At 48.2% G+C, this 18,514-nt stretch carries 17 protein-coding genes; 16 read left to right on the top strand and 1 reads right to left on the bottom strand.

Annotated features, from left to right (window positions below):
• Positions 1-105: 105 nt before the first annotated feature.
• Positions 106-1,095 (bottom strand): ROK family glucokinase, encoded by a 990-nt coding sequence (locus tag ETC00_RS06815; protein WP_171565235.1) that lies wholly within the window; start codon positions 1,093-1,095, stop codon positions 106-108.
• A 150-nt stretch (positions 1,096-1,245) separates the two neighbouring features.
• Between ETC00_RS06815 and ETC00_RS06810 the strand changes: the two genes are divergently transcribed.
• From ETC00_RS06810 to ETC00_RS06735, 16 genes are all read left to right on the top strand, one after another.
• Positions 1,246-2,136: a diacylglycerol kinase gene (locus tag ETC00_RS06810; protein ID WP_230077729.1), complete on the top strand. Its 891-nt coding sequence runs from the start codon at positions 1,246-1,248 to the stop codon at positions 2,134-2,136.
• Positions 2,137-2,229: 93 nt separating this feature from the next.
• A complete protein-coding gene (rlmD, locus tag ETC00_RS06805; protein WP_171565233.1) occupies positions 2,230-3,654 on the top strand; it encodes a 23S rRNA (uracil(1939)-C(5))-methyltransferase RlmD in 1,425 nt (474 codons plus the stop codon).
• Positions 3,655-3,974: 320 nt separating this feature from the next.
• A complete protein-coding gene (locus tag ETC00_RS06800; RefSeq protein WP_171565232.1) occupies positions 3,975-4,745 on the top strand; it encodes an enoyl-CoA hydratase/isomerase family protein in 771 nt (256 codons plus the stop codon).
• A gap of 166 nt (positions 4,746-4,911) precedes the next feature.
• Complete coding sequence (locus tag ETC00_RS06795; protein ID WP_171565231.1) at positions 4,912-5,373, top strand: GNAT family N-acetyltransferase; 462 nt, start codon at positions 4,912-4,914, stop codon at positions 5,371-5,373.
• 213 nt (positions 5,374-5,586) lie between these two features.
• On the top strand, positions 5,587-6,240 hold the full coding sequence (locus ETC00_RS06790; protein WP_171565292.1) for a 2OG-Fe(II) oxygenase: 654 nt from the start codon (positions 5,587-5,589) through the stop codon (positions 6,238-6,240).
• Between the two features lie 286 nt (positions 6,241-6,526).
• A complete protein-coding gene (locus ETC00_RS06785; protein WP_171565230.1) occupies positions 6,527-7,537 on the top strand; it encodes a LacI family DNA-binding transcriptional regulator in 1,011 nt (336 codons plus the stop codon).
• A 685-nt stretch (positions 7,538-8,222) separates the two neighbouring features.
• Positions 8,223-9,059, top strand: a complete 837-nt coding sequence (locus ETC00_RS06780; RefSeq protein WP_171565229.1) for a beta-keto acid cleavage family enzyme — start codon at positions 8,223-8,225, stop codon at positions 9,057-9,059.
• Positions 9,060-9,171: 112 nt separating this feature from the next.
• Entirely contained in the window at positions 9,172-10,194 is a 1,023-nt protein-coding gene (locus ETC00_RS06775; RefSeq protein WP_171565228.1) for a ketopantoate reductase family protein, read from the top strand.
• 58 nt (positions 10,195-10,252) lie between these two features.
• Positions 10,253-11,575, top strand: coding sequence for a gluconate:H+ symporter (locus tag ETC00_RS06770; RefSeq protein WP_171565227.1), 1,323 nt, complete (start codon positions 10,253-10,255; stop codon positions 11,573-11,575).
• A 63-nt stretch (positions 11,576-11,638) separates the two neighbouring features.
• Positions 11,639-12,364 carry a 3-oxoacyl-ACP reductase FabG gene (gene fabG / locus ETC00_RS06765; protein ID WP_171565226.1) on the top strand — a complete coding sequence of 242 codons (726 nt, stop codon included), beginning with the start codon at positions 11,639-11,641 and terminating at the stop codon, positions 12,362-12,364.
• 333 nt (positions 12,365-12,697) lie between these two features.
• The gene (locus ETC00_RS06760) at positions 12,698-13,825 is read left to right on the top strand and encodes a hypothetical protein (protein ID WP_171565225.1); all 1,128 of its coding nucleotides are present in this window, start codon (positions 12,698-12,700) and stop codon (positions 13,823-13,825) included.
• A gap of 103 nt (positions 13,826-13,928) precedes the next feature.
• Entirely contained in the window at positions 13,929-15,089 is a 1,161-nt protein-coding gene (locus tag ETC00_RS06755) for a DUF2971 domain-containing protein (RefSeq protein WP_171565224.1), read from the top strand.
• Between the two features lie 439 nt (positions 15,090-15,528).
• Complete coding sequence (locus ETC00_RS06750) at positions 15,529-16,122, top strand: YdeI/OmpD-associated family protein (RefSeq protein ID WP_171565223.1); 594 nt, start codon at positions 15,529-15,531, stop codon at positions 16,120-16,122.
• Between the two features lie 198 nt (positions 16,123-16,320).
• The gene (locus ETC00_RS06745; protein ID WP_171565222.1) at positions 16,321-17,037 is read left to right on the top strand and encodes a CPBP family intramembrane glutamic endopeptidase; all 717 of its coding nucleotides are present in this window, start codon (positions 16,321-16,323) and stop codon (positions 17,035-17,037) included.
• Between the two features lie 137 nt (positions 17,038-17,174).
• Complete coding sequence (locus ETC00_RS06740) at positions 17,175-17,549, top strand: iron chaperone (protein WP_171565221.1); 375 nt, start codon at positions 17,175-17,177, stop codon at positions 17,547-17,549.
• Positions 17,550-17,635: 86 nt separating this feature from the next.
• On the top strand, positions 17,636-18,268 hold the full coding sequence (locus ETC00_RS06735; protein WP_171565220.1) for a restriction endonuclease: 633 nt from the start codon (positions 17,636-17,638) through the stop codon (positions 18,266-18,268).
• Positions 18,269-18,514 lie beyond the last annotated feature (246 nt).

Genomic DNA, 18,514 nt, shown 5'->3' with positions numbered 1-18,514 from the left:
GGGCGGCGGATGCCGTTCAATGTCGGCAGTTCGCTTGGCCCGGCGCACCTTTTTTGTCTTCGCCGTTCAGCAGCAGTTGCGGTGAGAGGGGATACGGCATGCTGCCTACTTAACCACGGAGTCGCTTATCACCAGGGAGTCGCGAATCAGCCAACCGGCGCCGATTACACCGGCATCGTTGCCCAACGTTGCGGGCAGGATTTCGGTCGACTCCGCTACGTGAGAGAACGGAACAAACCGGCGGAACGACTCGCGCACCCGGGAAAAGAGAAACTCGCCGGCTGCCGCGACGCCGCCCCCGATAATGAACTTGGCCGGGTTGAGTGTAGCCGCCAGATGGGAGAGGGCCAGACCCAGATAGAAGGCGACTTGGTCGGTGATCGCCAGGGCGGCAGCATCTCCCGCCTTGGCCGCATCCAAGACGTCCTTGGCCTTGATGTCGCCTTGGCGGGCGAGTGTTTCTGCCAGGAGCGGGCTTGTCCCCTCTTGCGCGGCTTTTAGGCCTTCACGGATGATCGCAGTGGCGGAGGCGTACGTCTCCAGGCAGCCGGTCTTGCCGCAGTTGCAGGCCGGCCCTCCCTCGGGCACCATCGTGATGTGGCCGATTTCACCGCCTACGCCGTGGATGCCGTTGACCACCTTGCCGTGCAGGATCACGCCGCCGCCAACGCCAGTGCCCAGTGTGATCAGAACCATATCTTTGGCACCCTGTCCGGACCCCCGCCACATCTCGCCAAGCGCGGCAGTGTTGGCGTCGTTGTCGACAGCCACCGGCAGGCCGGTGAGCGCTTGCAGTTTGTCGCGCAGCGGTACGGGGCGCTTCCAGTGCAGGTTTACCGCTTGATAGACGATGCCGTTGGCCGCGTCGACCGGACCGGGAATCCCTACGCCGATGCCGGCCACCTGTTCCTTGGAAAAGCCATGCTGGTGCAACATGCTCGTTGCCATGTCCACCACTTTTTGCAGGACGCTGTCTTCGCCGTCCGCCACGGGTGTCGGCTCCTGGGTTTTGGCAAGGATGTTGCCCTCCGTGTCGAGCAGGGCCATTTTGATTGCTGTTCCTCCTACGTCAACGCCTACGATGATGGGTTTCACACAAGCTCCTCCTATCTCCTCCGATTGTAATCTTTTCCTATCCTCTTATGATAACATGTCGGGTACAGCATAGCGATTCCCAAAAATGGCTATACAGGATATGATGAAAAGAGAGAAGCCATGAGCGAGTACAGGAAGAAGGGACATGCGTTGAAACGTGCCAGATTGATTTACAACCCCAGCTCCGGCCGGGAAATCGTGCGCCGGCGGCTGCCGGACATTCTGGAACTGCTGGAGTCTGCCGGCTACGAGACGTCGTGCTACGCGACAAAAGGGGAAGACGACGCCACCGAAGAAGCGGAACGGGCGGTCAAGCGCGGCTTTGACGTGATCATCGCCGCCGGCGGAGACGGCACCATCTACGAGGTGGTGAACGGCATGGCCGGAAAGCCCGCACGGCCCGCTCTCGGCATCATCCCCTGCGGAACGAGCAACGATTTTGCGCGTGCTCTCGGCATTCCCAAATCAATTACTCGTTCCTGCAAGATCATCGCAGCAGGAAAGCGGAAGCGGGTGGACGTCGGCCGCATCAACAACCGGTATTTTATCAACATCGCCGGCGGCGGGTCGCTGACCAACCTGACCTACGAAGTGCCCAGCAAGCTGAAAACCCTTCTGGGCCAATTGGCTTACTATGTCAAGGGACTGGAAAAGCTGCCGTCGCTTCATCCCATCCGCGTCAAACTGGAGACGCGGGACAAAGTGCTGGTCGACGAAGAAATCATGATTTTCCTGATCACCAACAGCCATTCGGTCGGCGGTTTCGACCGGCTTGCCCCCAACGCCGACATCTCCGACGGCAAGCTGGATTTGATCGTCGTCAAAAAAGTTGGCCTGGGCGATTTTATCCGCCTGGCGGCACAGGCTATACGAGGGGAGCATGTAAAAGACCCCAACCTGCTGTATTTTCAAACCGACTACATCAAGGCGACATCCCCGTCAGGCGAGACGGTTCAGCTCAATCTGGACGGGGAATTGGGCGGCGAGCTTCCGTGCGTATGCGAAGCGCTGCCAGGGCATCTCGAATTGTTTGTACCGTGAGCCAGTGAGGTCAGGCCCCTCGCCATGACGCGGTCAAAGGCGGCGGGGAACCCCTTCTGTTTTTCAGTATGAAAGTGAAAAGGAGCAACAGTAGTGGCCAAGACAGCAAAGAAGCGACGCGGAACGGCGGTCAAGCCGGAGCTTGACCTGCCGGTCCGCCTCGGACAAACCGTAGAAGTGGAGATAACCGGACTCAATCACGAAGGAGCAGGCGTCGGTCGGGTGGACGGCTACACCCTGTTCGTGCAGGGAGCGCTGGCCGGAGAGCGGGTGCGCGCACGGGTGGAGCACGTGAAAAAAAGCTACGGCTTTGCCTCGCTGCTGGACGTGGTCGAAGCCAGTCCGCACCGCGCCCAGCCGCCCTGTCCGGTGTATGACCGTTGCGGCGGCTGTTCGCTGCAGCACCTCGCCTATGAGGAGCAGATCCGGCACAAGCAGCAGATCGTCAAAGACAATCTGCGCCGGATTGGCGGCTTTCCCGTGGACGGGGAAGGAGCGGTCGTCGTCCATCCGACGATCGGGATGAGTGATCCGTGGCGCTACCGCAACAAAGCCCAGGTGCCGATCGGCGAGCAGAATGGGGCGCTGGTGGGCGGCTTTTACGCCGAGCGCTCCCACGAGATTGTCGACATGAACGAATGCCTGATCCAGCACCCGGCCAACGACGAAGCGGTCGCCGCCGTCAAGCGGATCGCCGCCCGGCTGGGCATCCAGCCGTATGATGAAGTGCGCCATACCGGCCTCCTGCGCCATGTGGTGGCCAAGGTGGGGGCGCGTACAGGCGAAGTGATGGTGGTGCTGGTGACGACAGAGGAATTCATCCCGCAGCGAGAGATGCTGATCGAGTCCATCCGCGCCCAGGTGCCGGGTGTGACCAGCATCGTGCAAAACATCAACCCGGACAAGACCAATGTCATTTTCGGCAAAACGTCGATTACGCTTTGGGGCAGCGACGTGATCTACGACTACATTGGCCCGATCAAATTTGCCATCTCTGCCCGCTCGTTCTACCAGGTGAATCCGGTGCAGACGGAAGTGCTGTACAACAAAACACTGGAGTACGTCGGCGCCACCGGGACAGAAACGGTGATCGACGCCTATTGCGGCATCGGGACAATTTCGCTCTTTCTGGCGCAAAAATCCCGTCACGTCTACGGCGTTGAGATCGTGCCGGAAGCGATCGCCGACGCCAAGCGCAATGCCGAACTGAACGGCATCGCCAACGTCACCTTTGAAACCGGCCCGGCCGAGGTGGTCATCCCTGCGTGGAAAGACCAGGGCATCCGCCCCGACGTGATCGTCGTCGACCCGCCGCGAAAAGGCTGCGACGAGGCGCTGTTGACAACCATTTTGCTGATGAAACCGCAGCGGGTGGTGTACGTCTCCTGCAACCCGTCGACGCTGGCCCGGGATTTGAAGGTGCTGGCGGAGCTGTACGAGCTGAAGGAAGTGCAGCCGGTGGATATGTTCCCGCATACGGGGCATGTGGAGAGTGTGGCGCTGCTGACCCTGAAATAGAGCAGAAAACCCTTGTGTATCAAGGGTTTTTATTTTTTTATCTCTAAAATGGTTGTGTGTGTTGCAGACAAAACCAGCGGGATTTAAAATTATAGGGACTTCATTATCTGAATAGTCAATCTTCTGTCTTGTAGCATTACTGGGGAGATCATCACATTACTACTGGATGCACGGTGCTTTTTCACCGAGGTCGCGTCTTCCGTGGACATTGCAGTATGAACGGCAAGACCGTTGCCCACGCCAGCCTGACCATCGCCAAGGCGAAGCTGGACAAAAAATGTTGATGTCCCCTTGCAGGGGACGCCGGGAGGTACATCCTTATGAGCAATGTTCTCTATGAAAAAAGCAATGGCATCGCCTATGTCACCCTCAACCGCCCCGAGGCGATGAATGCCATTGACGAGGCCACCAACGCAGAACTGGCGGAAGTGTGGCGGGATTTCGCCGCCGACGATGCCGTGGATGTGGCCATTCTCACCGGCAGTGGGCGGGCTTTTTGCGCCGGCGCCGATCTGAAGACCTTTATCCCCAAGTGGGAGGGGGCCAACATGTTGGATATCCGCAAGAATATCCCCCATGGCCTCGGCGGTGGGCTGACTCGTGGGCAGCACCGTATCTACAAGCCTATCATTGCTGCGATCAACGGCTATGCCGTCGGCGCCGGGCTGGAAATCGCCCTGGCCTGTGATATCCGCATCGCTTCCGAACAGGCCAAATTTGGCGTCTTCGAGGTGCGCTATGGCCTGCACCAAGGTGATGGCGGCCTTGTCCGCCTGGTGGCGGTAGCCGGAATCGGCGTGGCGCTTGATCTCACCCTGACAGGACGGGAGGTCTCGGCCCAGGAGGCGCTCGCGCTAAGACTGGTCACCCGCGTCGTGCCGCCTGAAGAACTGATGAAGACCGCCGAGGAGACGGCGCACATGATACGGCGCAACAGCCGCAATGCCGTTCGTTCCGCCAAGGAGACCATCCTTGAACTGATCGGACGCCCATTGGACGACGCACTGAGACTGGAGACGCTATACGGCTATTCGAGTCTAGGGGACTTTGCCGATGCCCGTGCAAGGCTCTCACAGTTTGGAAAGAAATAGCACTGTACCAGCGGAATGGGATGATGCCATCTACGCAGTAAAGCTGCATCTGGGTTCGTAATGAGATTTGGACTGACGATCCTATATGTAACGTTATACTTGAACGAAACAGTTTCTTGCCAAACATCATAACCCTGAATGAAACGATAGAAAGGGAAGTATATTAATGATTCAAACAGAGAGACTGAACATTTATCCGCTTTCTGATGAAGAAATGCGTGACGTGATTCAAAACGAATCAAACGAAGCGCTGAAAGCCGCCTATTCAGAAATGCTTGCCGGTTGCCTGGAGAATCCGGAGCAGCGCATTTGGCATGCGCTGTGGGTGTTGCAGCTGAACGATGGAAGCGGGAAAATTATTGGCAGTTTGTCGTTCAAAGGACTGAACGACAATGGAATGGTTGAAATCGGCTACGGAATAAATCCGGAATACGAAGGAAAAGGGTTGATGACGGAAGCAGTATCCGCAGCGGTTCGCTGGGCATCGAAACAGCCAGGCGTGTTATCCATAGAAGCCGAGACAGAGCCGGACAATATTGCCTCCCAAAGAGTGCTTGAAAAAGCGGGGTTTATACCGAGCGGAGTGATTGGAGCTGAGGGGCCGAGGTACATCTGGAAAAACGGATAACGGCAATCCGCCCATCCCGCTGCAAAAGTCCGCGCCGGTCTGCACAACGCAATTACCACTTATGCGGGAAAGAGGCTTACAATCGCGTGTTCCTGCAGCGTTATGCGAAAAAATCAACGAAAAGGGGATATTATCAGAAAAACCTTTGCTGATGTATAATCATTGATGCAAGTTCGTTATCTCAATCTGTTCAGAATAGCAGTGGTGAGAGATATGAGCGATGAGATTTCCATCTTGCCGATTCAATCGTTCTACTCCCTCAATGATTGCGTCGTAGCGGCAGAGCTCCTCAACAAAGTGCCGTTGGTCATGCGGTTTGAACCGGTGCTGAGTGACGACGAATGCCAGCAGTTGATTGAGGCAGCCGCCTCCCGTCTAAAAGAATCCAGACTTGTCAACAAGGTGGTCAGCCAGATTCGCTCGAGCCGCGGGATGTTTTTTGAAGAAGAGGAAAACCCGTTGATTCGGCGCATTGAAAGGCGAATTTCCGAATTGATGAACGTGCCGATCGAACACGCAGAAGGATTACAAGTGCTTCACTACGCTCCCGGTCAAGAATACAAGGCTCATCATGACTTTTTCCGTCCAAATACTCCTTCGGCCAAGAATAATCGGATCAGCACGCTGGTCATCTATTTGAACGATGTGGAAGAAGGGGGAGAGACAGTCTTTCCGTTACTGCAGTTATCGGTGAAACCAAAACGCGGCTCTGCGGTGTACTTTGAATATTTTTACCGCGACCAAGCCTTGAACGACTTGACCTTGCACAGCAGCGTTCCCGTTGTTCGAGGGGAAAAATGGGTCGCAACGCAGTGGATGCGCAGACAGCGGGTCCGCAGCCTTGGACTCATTCCGAATCCAGCATAGCCGGATGCGTTACATAAATCTTCAATATAATATTCGCACTTACGCGACAACTCGAAGCACGTGAAGGGGGATTTCCCCGTGAGTGTCTTCTGGTTGTCTTTTTTGGGTTTGAATAGGTGATCTGCACCCAAGGAAAGGATTCAAAAGCAAGTCATGCTGACATTAATCCATAACGAATGCTTCCGATTGATTACATGTACTGTATTTTTTTAACCGTATTAAAATTGCAATTGTTCTACATTTCGTATACAGTAACAGTATCGAAACGTTTTCGTGGAGGGTTCACATGGCTACGATGAAGGACATTTCCAAGAGAGCGAAAGTGTCACTTTCGACCGTTTCGGCCGTCATTAATCAATCTGCATATGTGAGTCCGGAACTGACGAAGCGGGTGATGCAGGCGATTGAGGAACTGAATTATCGGCCAAATGCAGTAGCACGGAGCCTGAAAAAGAAGTCCACGAATACCATTGGCTTCATCGTGACAGATATCTTAAATCCCTTTTACCCGCCGATGATCAAAGGCATTGAAGATGTGGCGTTTGACCATAACATCAACGTAATTTTATGCAATATCTCTAATGACCGAAATCGCATTCAGGCATATTTGGAGCTGATGGTCGAAAAACAGGTCGACGGCATTCTTCTGGCGAATATTGCTACAGCAAAGGATTTAAACGAAATTGAAAAAACAGGGTTAAAGTATGTGTTAATCAACCGAAAGCCGCCCGGGTATGATAAAAATTTCGTCGGAATCAACAATCCGCTCAGCTCTGAATTAGCCGTAAATCACCTGGTTTCACTGGGGTACAAACGAATTGCCTATTTTGGCGGCAATTTGGAAATCAACACGGCACGGGAGAGAAAAGACGGATTTATCGCATGTATGGCTCAACACGGATTAGAGGTAGACCCCATGCTTTTGTATGACGGGGAATACTCCATGGAATCGGGGTACCGGAATGTAAAGAAGATGCTCGAACAGGTGAAGGAATTGCCCGAGGCAATCTGTGCGGTGAGCGATATTGTCGCGTTCGGGGTGATCAAGGGGCTGAGAGAAGCGGGTATTCGCGTACCCGAGGATATTGCCGTTATCGGCAATGATAACAGCTCCTTTTCGGAAAACTTCCTGGTCCCCCTGTCCAGCGTCGATCACTCCACGTATGAGATGGGGAAACTATCGATGGAATTGCTGCTGCAGATGATACAGGAAAAGGAACAGATGGTGGCGCGGCAAATTATCCTCACGCCATCCCTGGTCATCCGTGAAAGCTGCGGCGCACAAAAAAGAAAATGAGCTGAATAACCATTTTCCTTATCTTTATGAAAGAAAAATGGTCAGTGTGTAGACAAAGTAGCCGTAGTGGGGAAAACACGTTTCCGTCATCCGCTCCGTGCTTTACCCACCGAACACAAGCTAACGCTCGCGTTCGGCGGGGCCCGTGCTCGCCCAGCAGGGAAGCCAGGCGGCACGCTACGCATCGATTTGCGGGGGATCGCCAAAGCCGCATTGCTACGCCGTCTATTCAAAGGTGGCGCTCCTTTTTCCCGCAAATCGCTGCTCCGCTCGGTAGGGCTCACAAGTCGCTCTGCCTGGAAACGTGATTCTCCTTCGAACAATCTGTGTGTCTTCAGTCTTAACCATTTTCCTTTCTTGGTGAAAGTGAAAATGGTTTTTTTGTGGTTGTAGTAGAAATTATAAAAATTTTCGGCAAAAAATATTGATTTTATACATAGTGGTCATTATAATCAGAATCACAAGCAGCGAAACGTTTCGCCAGAAGTGTAGTGTCTGTCCGTCGATGAGGATTGCTGAAAACAGTGAAAAAGAGAAGTAAACATCCATGTTTTCACTTTGTTCACAAACATGTGAGCCTGAAAATCACAGGGGTTTCACGTCTTTTTTTACGCTTTCTATCGAAACGTTTCGATGAGGCTTTTTGGCGAGCAAGCATTCAAAAACGATGCGAGGAGGAATTGCGATGGAAAAATTGATTATCACCGTTGCTCCCACAGGTTCTCAGACGACTCGTGAGCATACGCCCTATCTGCCGCTTACTCCGAAAGAAATCGCCGATTCCGTTTATGAGGCTTGGCAAGCGGGCGCATCAATCGCACATATTCATGTGAAAGATGAAAACGGAAACAATACCTTGGATTTGGATACGTACAGGGAAGTCGTCGCTCGCATTCAGGACAAGTGCGATATCATTATCAACTTAACGACGGCTGGCGGTTTGTTTATGAACGATGAAGACAGGCTGAAGGTTTGTGAATTGGAACCGGAGATGGCGACCTTTGATGCCGGTACGATGAATTTTGGCTCGCATGTCTTTTATAACACTCCACAGTTTCTGGAGCGGTTGGCGTTAAAAATGAAAGAACATCAGATCAAGCCGGAAATTGAAATATTTGAAGTCGGCATGCTGGAGAATACGTTGAGGATGGCGGAAAAAGGTCTGATTGATTTGCCCGCACATTTTCAATTTGTCCTGGGCATACAGGGAGGAATGCGGGCTACCCCGAGAAATCTGATGTTTTTGGTTGAAAGCCTTCCCCCTGGTTCCACGTGGTCAGCAATCGGGGCCAGCAAAGATCAACTGACGATCAATACCATGAGCATTCTGTTGGGGGGACATGTCCGCGTGGGCATGGAGGACAGTGTTTATTTCCGGAAGGGTGAACTGGCAAAGACGAATGCGCAATTTGTGGAACGAATCGTTCAATTATCAAACATGCTGGGGAGAGACGTTGCAACACCCAATGAAGCGAGAGAGATTTTGGGCTTGAAGCAATCGAAACGTGCAGCAAAACACTAACAGCGAGCACGTTATGAGAGCGATCTTACACGAAAAATTGTAAGCGATTTCACATCGGACCAGACTTCACACCAGACCAATGAAGAGAATCAGCGAGTGAGGAGGAGAACAGATGAGAATGGCAATTATGGGTGCGGGTTCGTTGGGGACGATCATCGGAGCGCTGATTACGAAAGGGGGGCGAGAGATAGAGTTAATCGATATTAACAAGGAGCATGTGGACGCACTCAACAATTCAGGGGCAAGAATTACCGGCTTTTTGGATCTGTGTGTACCCGTAAAAGCGATTGTGCCGAGCGAAATGACAGGTACGTATGATTTGGTTTTTCTGCTGACCAAGCAGGTTTATAACAAGACGACGCTGGCACAACTGCTCCCCCATCTGTCTGAGGACAGCATCGTGTGTACGCTGCAAAATGGTGTGCCTGAAGATTATGTTTCGTCCGTGATCGGGCGCGAAAGAACGATCGGAGGCGTGGTCGGGTTCGGGGCGACATGGTTGGGACCTGGGATTTCAGAGCTGGCGACGGAAGTACATACGATGCAAAACTATGCGTTTGACATTGGAGAACTGGACGGATCGATAACGCCTCGCATCCAGGAAGTAAAGAAGGTGCTGGATCTCGTTGGGCATTGTCATATTTCAGCCAACATTCAGGGAATCAAATGGGCAAAACTCTTGATGAATGCCACATTTAGCGGAATGTCGGCGGCATTGGGATGCCGTTTCGGTGACATTTTGAGGAATGAGGCAGCGATGTTTCATTTGGCCCATATCGCCGATGAAACGATCAAGGTGGCACATGCGCACGGAATCCGCCTGGAGCCGATGCAGGGAAAAGACATGGAATTCCTTGAGCTGCGGGATCACGATGACGTCCCTAATAAAATGAGCTTTTACCGGGAAGTATGGGGACCGCACAGCAATACAAAAGCCAGCATGCTGCAAGATTTGGAGAAACAGAGACCGACAGAAATTGATTACATCAACGGCTTCGTCAGCAAAAAAGGAAGGGAGGCAGGGCTTAAAACGCCGTACAACGATTTGGTCGTTCAGTTGGTGAAAGAAGCGGAGAAAAAGGGCAGACCTCCGAAATTCGAAGACAATATTGTCTATTTTGGTTCGCGTCTATAGGAAAGCGGGGAAAGCCCCCGATGTTGAAATCCTCGAAAATGGAAAGGAGTGTACGGGTATGCCGCTTGTCGCATTGTTTTTAGGGATTGTCCTGTTGTTTCTGCTCGTTATCGTATGCAAGTTCAATGCGTTTTTATCGCTCATGTTGTCCGCAATCTTCGTCGGACTTTTCCTGGGAATGGAGCCGTTAGCGATCGTAAAATCCATTGAAGCGGGACTTGGCGGTACGCTGGGGCATCTGGCGATTATTATTGGATTGGGAGCGGTTTTTGGAAAAATCATCTCGGAAGGCGGCGGAGCGAACCGAATTGCTTCTACCTTGATTGAGATTTTCGGGGAAAAACGGGTGGATTGGGCGATTTGTATCGCATCATTTGTGTTGGGGGTAATCTTGTTTTATGAAGTCAGTTACATTTTGCTGATTCCCATCGTGTATACAATCGCCAATGAAGCAAAAGTGAAGTTGATGAAGGTGGGCATGCCCTTTCTGGCTGCAATCTCCATTACCCACGTCTTCTTGCCGCCGCATCCGGGACCAACCGCAATCTCCGCTGCGTTAGGGGCGAATTTGGGTGTTGTGTTGGGATACGGATTTTTGCTGGCCATTCCCGCTACGGTGATTTTTGGTCCGTTGATTGCCAAGCTGTATCGGAATTGGGAGATCAACATCCCCAATCATTTGGTCACCAAGAAAGAATTTAACATGGCTGAGGTCCCATCCTTTGCAACGTCAGTATTCACGACGTTGTTACCCGTTATCTTGATCTTGATCGGGGTGATTGCAGAGTTCGCATTTCCGAAAGAGTCGATCATCAATCAAACCCTGACCTTTATCGGGAATGCGGATATCGCCCTGCTTGTTTCCCTGCTTGTCGCCGTATACGTGTTTGGGCTGCGTAAAAAGAGAAAGACGATGGTTGAAATCATGAAAATTGCCGAAGGTGCACTGATCTCCATGGGAGGAATCATTTTTATCCTCGGTGGCGGCGGCGCCTTCAAGCAAGTAATCCTTGACAGCGGCATGGCACAATACATTGCCGATGTCACAAACGGATGGGATATTTCTCCCTTTATCCTGGCATGGTTGATTGCGCTGATCATTCGGTTGGCTGTAGGATCGGCCACCGTAACGGTGTTAACGACAGCAGGAATTATGCTGCCCATCGTCCAAGAAACAGGTGTGAGCCCTGAATTGATGGTACTTGCCATCGGAAGTGCTTCCATTGCCTGGGCTCCGCCGAGCGATGTCTCGTTCTGGATGACAAAGGAGTATTTTAATTTGACGATTGGACAAACCATCAAATCTGTATGTTTCATGTACACCCTTGTCGCGATTTACGGCATACTCGGCGTTTTGGCATTGGACATGATGTTCGGATAATTTTGACAAATTGATTGCAACTCATAAGGAATGGATTCGAAAATGTGATGAGGAGTGTCGTGCATGAAACTGGCAGGGAAAGTTGTCATCATTACGGGAGGAGCAGGAGGAATAGGCAAAGATGCGAGTGTATGTTTCGCAAACGAAGGGGCACATGTTGTTGTCGTTGATTGCGATCCGCAGCAGGTGGAAAAAGTGGCAAACGAGGTGAATGGCTTCGGACTGACTGTTGACGTATCCAGACGCGATCAAGTGGATTGGATGGTCAGTGAAGTAATCAACCGATATGGCAAGATTGATGTTTTGATCAATAATGCCGGAATCACCATGGACGCTACGCTTGTGAAGATGACGCAGGAACAGTGGGACCGCGTGATTTCCATTAACCAGACCGGTGTCTTTCATTGCACGCAAGCGGTCGTACCCCATATGATCAGGGAAGGCTCCGGCAGAATCATCAATACCAGCAGCATTGTGGGGAGAATGGGGAATTTCGGACAAACGAATTATGCGGCATCGAAAGCAGCGGTGATTGCCATGACGCAAACGTGGGCAAAAGAGCTTGGCAGGAAGGGAATTCTCGTGAACGCTGTGGCTCCCGGCTTTATCGTGACCCCGATGACAGACAAAATGCCGGAATCTGTACTTCAAGGCATGAAGGAGAAAATCGCTCTCCGACGGCTGGGACAACCAAGGGATGTCGCGAATGTGTATGTATTCCTGGCGAGCGATGAGGCCAGCTATATCAATGGCGCTGTCATACCTGTCGATGGCGGTCTGTCAATTTAGATTGAAAAGCTATGAGGGGATTGAACTTTGCCTCGGGCGAAGCTCAATCCTTTTCGTGTTTGGCTGGTTTTGCCCCCGAGGCGACAAATATCATTCAAAAATACATCAAATAGTGGAGAGAATATATGAGATATGTATATATATGGTATTATTGGAGTGATAAATTTGCAGGAAAATCAAACCAATAGGTCGAAATATTGCAGATACTTAATTATAATAATATTTATTTTCCTTCTAGAGAATTAGGAATTAAAGCGACCCCAATACCGAAAAACGAAAAGATTAGACAGTAATCTTATGATTCCTTATCGAGTATTAGAGGTGTCTTACACGATGAAAAAAGATGTTCATATGCTTCATTTAGGATTTTCAAAAACTGAAATTGAGAGATATAAGTCAAATAAGGTTGCGTATAACATGCTGATTAATTCTTTTGTAAAAAAAAGTAAATTAGAAGCGAAAAGAACTCATTGTATTTGTTGTGGAAAAGAGTGCTCCAGTTTTTGTAATTCGCATTCTATCCCTAAGTTTTGTTTAAAAAATATTTCATTAAACGGATATTTGTATTATTCAGGGAATCTCATTGATATACCATTGTTTGAGAGAGAAAAAGGACTTAATGAAGCTGGAACTTTTAAATTAATTTGCAGAGAGTGTGACAGCCAAATATTTTGTGATTACGAAAATCCCAATAATTACTCAAATAATCCAACTGATAAAATGTTATCGCAGATTGCAATGAAAAATTACTTAAAAAACATTGCCAAAAGAGAGTTGGAAATTGTATTGTACAAGAATTTGGAGAAAGAAATAGATTCTGAATTAAGCATTCTCCAATTTATTAATCGTTTGGATTTAAATGAGTATATTAAAGAGTTTAGTTATGCCAAAAAAGCTAGCCAATCAAAGTGGAATGATTACTATTTCATTAACTATTTTGAAATTTTGGATTACGTTGTGCCATTAGCGTTTCAAAGTAGCATTGCATTGGTTGCAGATTTTGAAGGCAACGTAATAAACAACATATATAATGCTTCACCAGATTATAAGTTGAGTGATCTCCATTTATGTGTGTTTCCTTTGAAAGATAAAAGTATAATTATTTGTTTCACTAAAAATGGAGACAAAAGATATCGTAATTTTTTTAAACAGTTCAGGAAACTATCGAAAGACGAAAAATTAAAAGCCATTAATTATATTATCTTTAGCTATTCTGAAGATGTCTTTTTATATAAGGGGCTTGATTATGATATCTTGCAAAATAAAGCCCTAAAAAATGTAGCTAAAAAAACAACAATAGCAGTTGCAGATAACCCCTTTGCGAATTCATTAGCAAAAGCTATAGAAAACTTTAGTTTTAATGAAATGCAAAAGATACCTAATTTGTTAGATGAGAAGTACAAGATTGTTTACAAGAACAATGAAGGTAATGAATGTCTAAACAAACTACAAAGATCTTGATATTGATAAAATTCAGAGAGAATTGACGTAATTTAAACAAAAAACATTTTTGAGGAATACTTACCAATATATGATCAATCTCGTAAGTCGAGGAGGGGAAGAGTTGCTGTATTATCGCTTTAGACCTTATAGCGAACTTGCCATTAAGGAATTCATGTACGATGAGATATACTTCTCATCAGCTATAGAGTGTAATGATCCATTTGATGGAAAGGTCTTCCTATCATTTGAAGCGGATAAGGAAAAATGGAGACGTCTACTAGAGTGTGCATGGAAAGGATTTGACGCTGCAAACAAATTAGCATGGGAAGAACAACTCTCGGAGTACTTGGCCAGTATATCACCAATAACCTACGGTACTGCCCTTGGACTTAATTACAATGAAATTTTAAGATCGCTTTCTTTTCCACCAAAACCACTAGTTGCAATGTTTCTCGATGCACAGATTAAACGTTTTCTAAACTTGTACAAGCCAAGGAATAAGTACTTTGTCTCGTTATCGCGTAGTTGCAATAATATTCTTATGTGGTCACATTATGCCTCAATGCATCGAGGACACTGTCTAATTTTTAAAGCCGTTGATGGTTGTCTCTATCAGTGTCCGCGAAGAAAGAAAAATGCTATTAGAAGGAATACTCCAGCAGGCATTGGTCAATCAATGAGTTTCTCGCTTCCCGATCGATTTCCATTTCAGGAGGTAATATATAGCCCAGATACAACCCACAACAATGCCTTTTACTATTTTCCCTCATATGTTGTTGGAAGGGAACTTGAAGAGCAAGAGAAATTAGAGCTAGATAAAAAGCAGTCTGAGCAGTATCTGTTGAAACATAATTGTTGGAGCTATGAACAAGAGTCTCGACTAATTCTCGACTCTCCCGATTCATGGCTTTTTGGAGAGAATGTTGAGCTAACCCAACAGGAAAGATTATTCTACTATTTGCCCAATCAACTAGTGGGGGTCATACTTGGGGCTCGTATGGATGCGCAACAGAAGATGCGGTTTCGAGAGTTAATTCAAGCTCGAATGGAGCGTATTGCTCACGATCCAGGTGATAACACTCCGGTTTTTTACTTTACTCTTTTCGAAGCCACTCTTCATGACAATTCAAGGGAGGTTGTCATTGAGCCAAAAGAAATTTTTACTCTTACAGAAACAATAAAACAATATGAAAGTAATTTCGAAAAGTACTTGCATGAGTGGCGAGAGGGATGGGCACTAGTATTTAATAAGTCTAGTGGATACCGAGAGCAATTCTTATGAAATATTGATACTATCATTGTTCAACGTGTAGAATTAGCCTCAAAAATACATCAGTTTGATATATATAATTGATTGTTGACAATATTATGTAAGAGTATCAAAGATAAAATAGTTTAAGAGTTCAATGATTAAATTATTGATAGCACATTATGTATAAGCCGTCTTAATTAACAACTCAATACATGTTGTATTTATGCCTTATTTATTATCGAGCCCACATGAGAGTGTGGCGTTGCTGACACTTAAGCAAAACCCTTATGTCTCAAGGGTTTTCTTTTTTATCTGTTGATCACGGGAAAGAGGTACAGAAATTGATCACAAGTGAGTTGCCAGGTGCTCGAAAATTATCACATTTCCGGGGACAAATAACTTGTTAGACTGACGGAAAGGATGAAACTAACGGACAATAGTGATCAAACATGGAAAAGGGGTGTACTTCATGACCAGCAGCAGAATGAATCCGAAAGTCGATGAATTTATCAGGAACGCGACGAAATGGAAGGCAGAATTTGAGGCGTTGCGCAAGATCGTTCTTGACTGCGGCCTGACCGAAGATTTTAAGTGGATGCATCCTTGTTACACGTATGAGAACAAAAACGTAGTTCTCATACATGGATTTAAAGAATACTGTGCGCTGCTGTTTCACAAAGGAGCATTGCTGCAGGATACTCACGGCATTCTCATCCGACAAACGGAACATGTACAGGCGGCGCGCCAGATTCGCTTCACCAATGTGCAAGAAATCATCGAGATGGAACCCATCTTGAAAGCCTATATTCATGAAGCGATTGAAGTGGAAAAAGCCGGCTTGAAAGTGGATGGCAGCAAGAAGGCAGAACTCACCATTCCTGAGGAACTGCAAAAGAAATTTGCTGAAATGCCTGCCTTGAAAACAGCCTTTGAAGCATTGACGCCGGGACGGCAAAGAGCATACATTCTTTATTTTTCCAAACCCAAACAATCCAAAACGCGTGAGTCACGGATTGAAAAATATGTGCCGCATATTCTCAACGGTAAGGGATTGCATGATTAAGCCTTTGAACGAACGGGAGCGTATATAACGCAGTCTCTCATTCGCGAATTGCTTTATACAGGTAATATATGACAAAATGGGCGTATGCGACATCTATGGCTGCTGCAACTCAACAGAGGATATGGCAAGGTATCAAATCTTGTTGCGGGGGCATCGAGCAGGAACGCCGCGCAATGGGATCATTGGGAGAGGGTAACGATGAAAAAAGTGATCGCTGTTTTCATTTTAGGGTTGGTGGCCGGTGGGGTGATCGGCGCCCATCAAGTCATGTCGTTAACGCCTGAAATGGAAAGAGAAATTGTCGCCAAACTGGGGTCAAAAAACGTCATGATCATCGTGGCGATGCTGCAAACAGCAGTATTGGCGGGGATTGCCACGATCGCAGGCTTGTGGGCTTCGCCAAAAGTAGGTTTGAACAAACCGTTTGTTTATAACAGCAAAAGCCTTGCCGCGGCAGCCGCCATCGGACTTTTGTCTGCCTGCTTGATCGCCATTCCGGAAAAGCTGGTCTTTGCCGAAGCGTTGGGACTGGATGAGAAGTTTGCATTTTCCTGGCTTTATTTTTTGGGCAGCGTATTGTACGGAGGCATCATTGAAGAAATACTGCTGCGGTTCGGACTCATGACGCTCATTGTATGGATTGCCAGCAAGCTGACGAGATCTGCAATCAGCAGCGGCATGTACATGGCGGGTATTGTCATCGCCGCGCTCCTGTTTGCTGCCGGACATCTTCCCGCGACAGCACAAATGCTGGGTATAAGCCCGGTGACTGTCACTCGTGCGTTGCTGCTCAACTTTTTGCCGGGGATTGGGTTCGGCTATTTATATTGGAAGCATGGATTGGCATATGCGATGCTCGGACATGTCAGTACGCACGTCATCAATCAAGTGATCCTGCTCCCTCTCTTGTTCTAATAAATCGGTGGCATCGCTGCCTGATGGTCGAATTCATATCGTTTTTGGCTGAACATAACGTGTGAGACTGACGGCAATCATAACGCCAACAGGCAAGTTGGAGTACGTTGCGCGACATGATGATGGGAGGCAGACGCATGGAGGTTTTTGCAGCGTATTTGGCAGGCATTGATAACCCCGACCACCGTGAGCGGACAAAGGAAGTGTTGGCGTGGGTTGCGAATACATTCCCCAATTTGGAACCGCATATCAAGTGGAATACGCCCATGTTTACCGACCACGGCACATTTATCATCGCTTTTTCCACAGCGAAGCAGCATTTGAGCGTTTCACCGGAAGAAGCGGGCATTGCGCGGTTTGCCGATGAGATTGCACAGGCCGGCTACAGCGCTACCAAGGGATTGTTTCGAATCCCGTGGAATAAGCCGGTCCATTACGATCTGCTTGCGAAAATCATTGAATTTAACATTCGGGATAAAGCAGACTGTTCAACGTTTTGGCGGAAATCGTAAAAATGTGATAGTACGTAACGGAATAAGGTCATTCAAGGAATTGATTGTCGAAAAGACGAGCAATTAGCAGGAGTTTTGGAGGAAGCATGTTTTATTCCATCTTAGCCATCTTTGTAATTGTTCTCATGATGATCTTTATTGCCGGTGCCAAACTATTTGGTTCAAAGAAGTTTTCTATTCCTGTGCAGAAGGATTTTGACCCGTTAAACATCGATATAAAAGATATTGACAAGATGACAGATGGTCATGAATTCGAACTGTATCTCTACCGCCTTTTTGTTGCGTTGGGGTATACGGGAGTCTATAAGACGGTAGGAAGCGGAGATTTTGGCGCTGACCTTGTTTTCACGGATCGTTCCGGAGTCCGAAACGTGATTCAGGCTAAACGCCAAGATATCAATAATCCAGTTGGAATCGCTGCTGTCCAACAGGTCTATTCCTCAATGAGATATTACAAAGCAAAAAAGTCTATTGTGATTGCGTCAACCAGTTTCACAACTTCATGTGAAACGTTAGCGGGCATCAATCACGTAAAATTGTTAGATCGTCAGGATTTAATCGCAATTATCAATGCGTTCAAGCAAGGCGATTTGGAGAAAGCCAAGGACATCATAGAAGCGGAACCAAGAATTATTTTGGAATCGTGGTCCGATTATAAGAATGCGAATCTTGAAGTGAAAAAAGATATCAAGGCTGAAAAGCTGATAAGAAACTTATAAAGCCTCATTCTGGAATTCCTGAACAAGTATAAAAGAAAGCGCGAAAAATAACGCGACTGCAAACAAACCAACCCCCGTGTGACAGAATGTCGTACGGGGGTTGGTGACGGTGGAGACAAGCTTTCCGGCTGGCGATTGGCAGGATTTTTCAATGCTTCCCGATCCTCAAACATGCCGGAAATACTGTACCATAGGGCTAAGACCTTGATTGCGGCTGCAGGCACGGTTCACCGGTCCACGCCCGAG

Source organism: Brevibacillus sp. MCWH, assembly GCF_013096935.1.
GTDB lineage: Bacteria > Bacillota > Bacilli > Brevibacillales > Brevibacillaceae > Brevibacillus > Brevibacillus aydinogluensis.
Note: the sequence above shows the minus strand (reverse complement) of the source record. Positions and strands in the feature narration are given on the sequence as shown.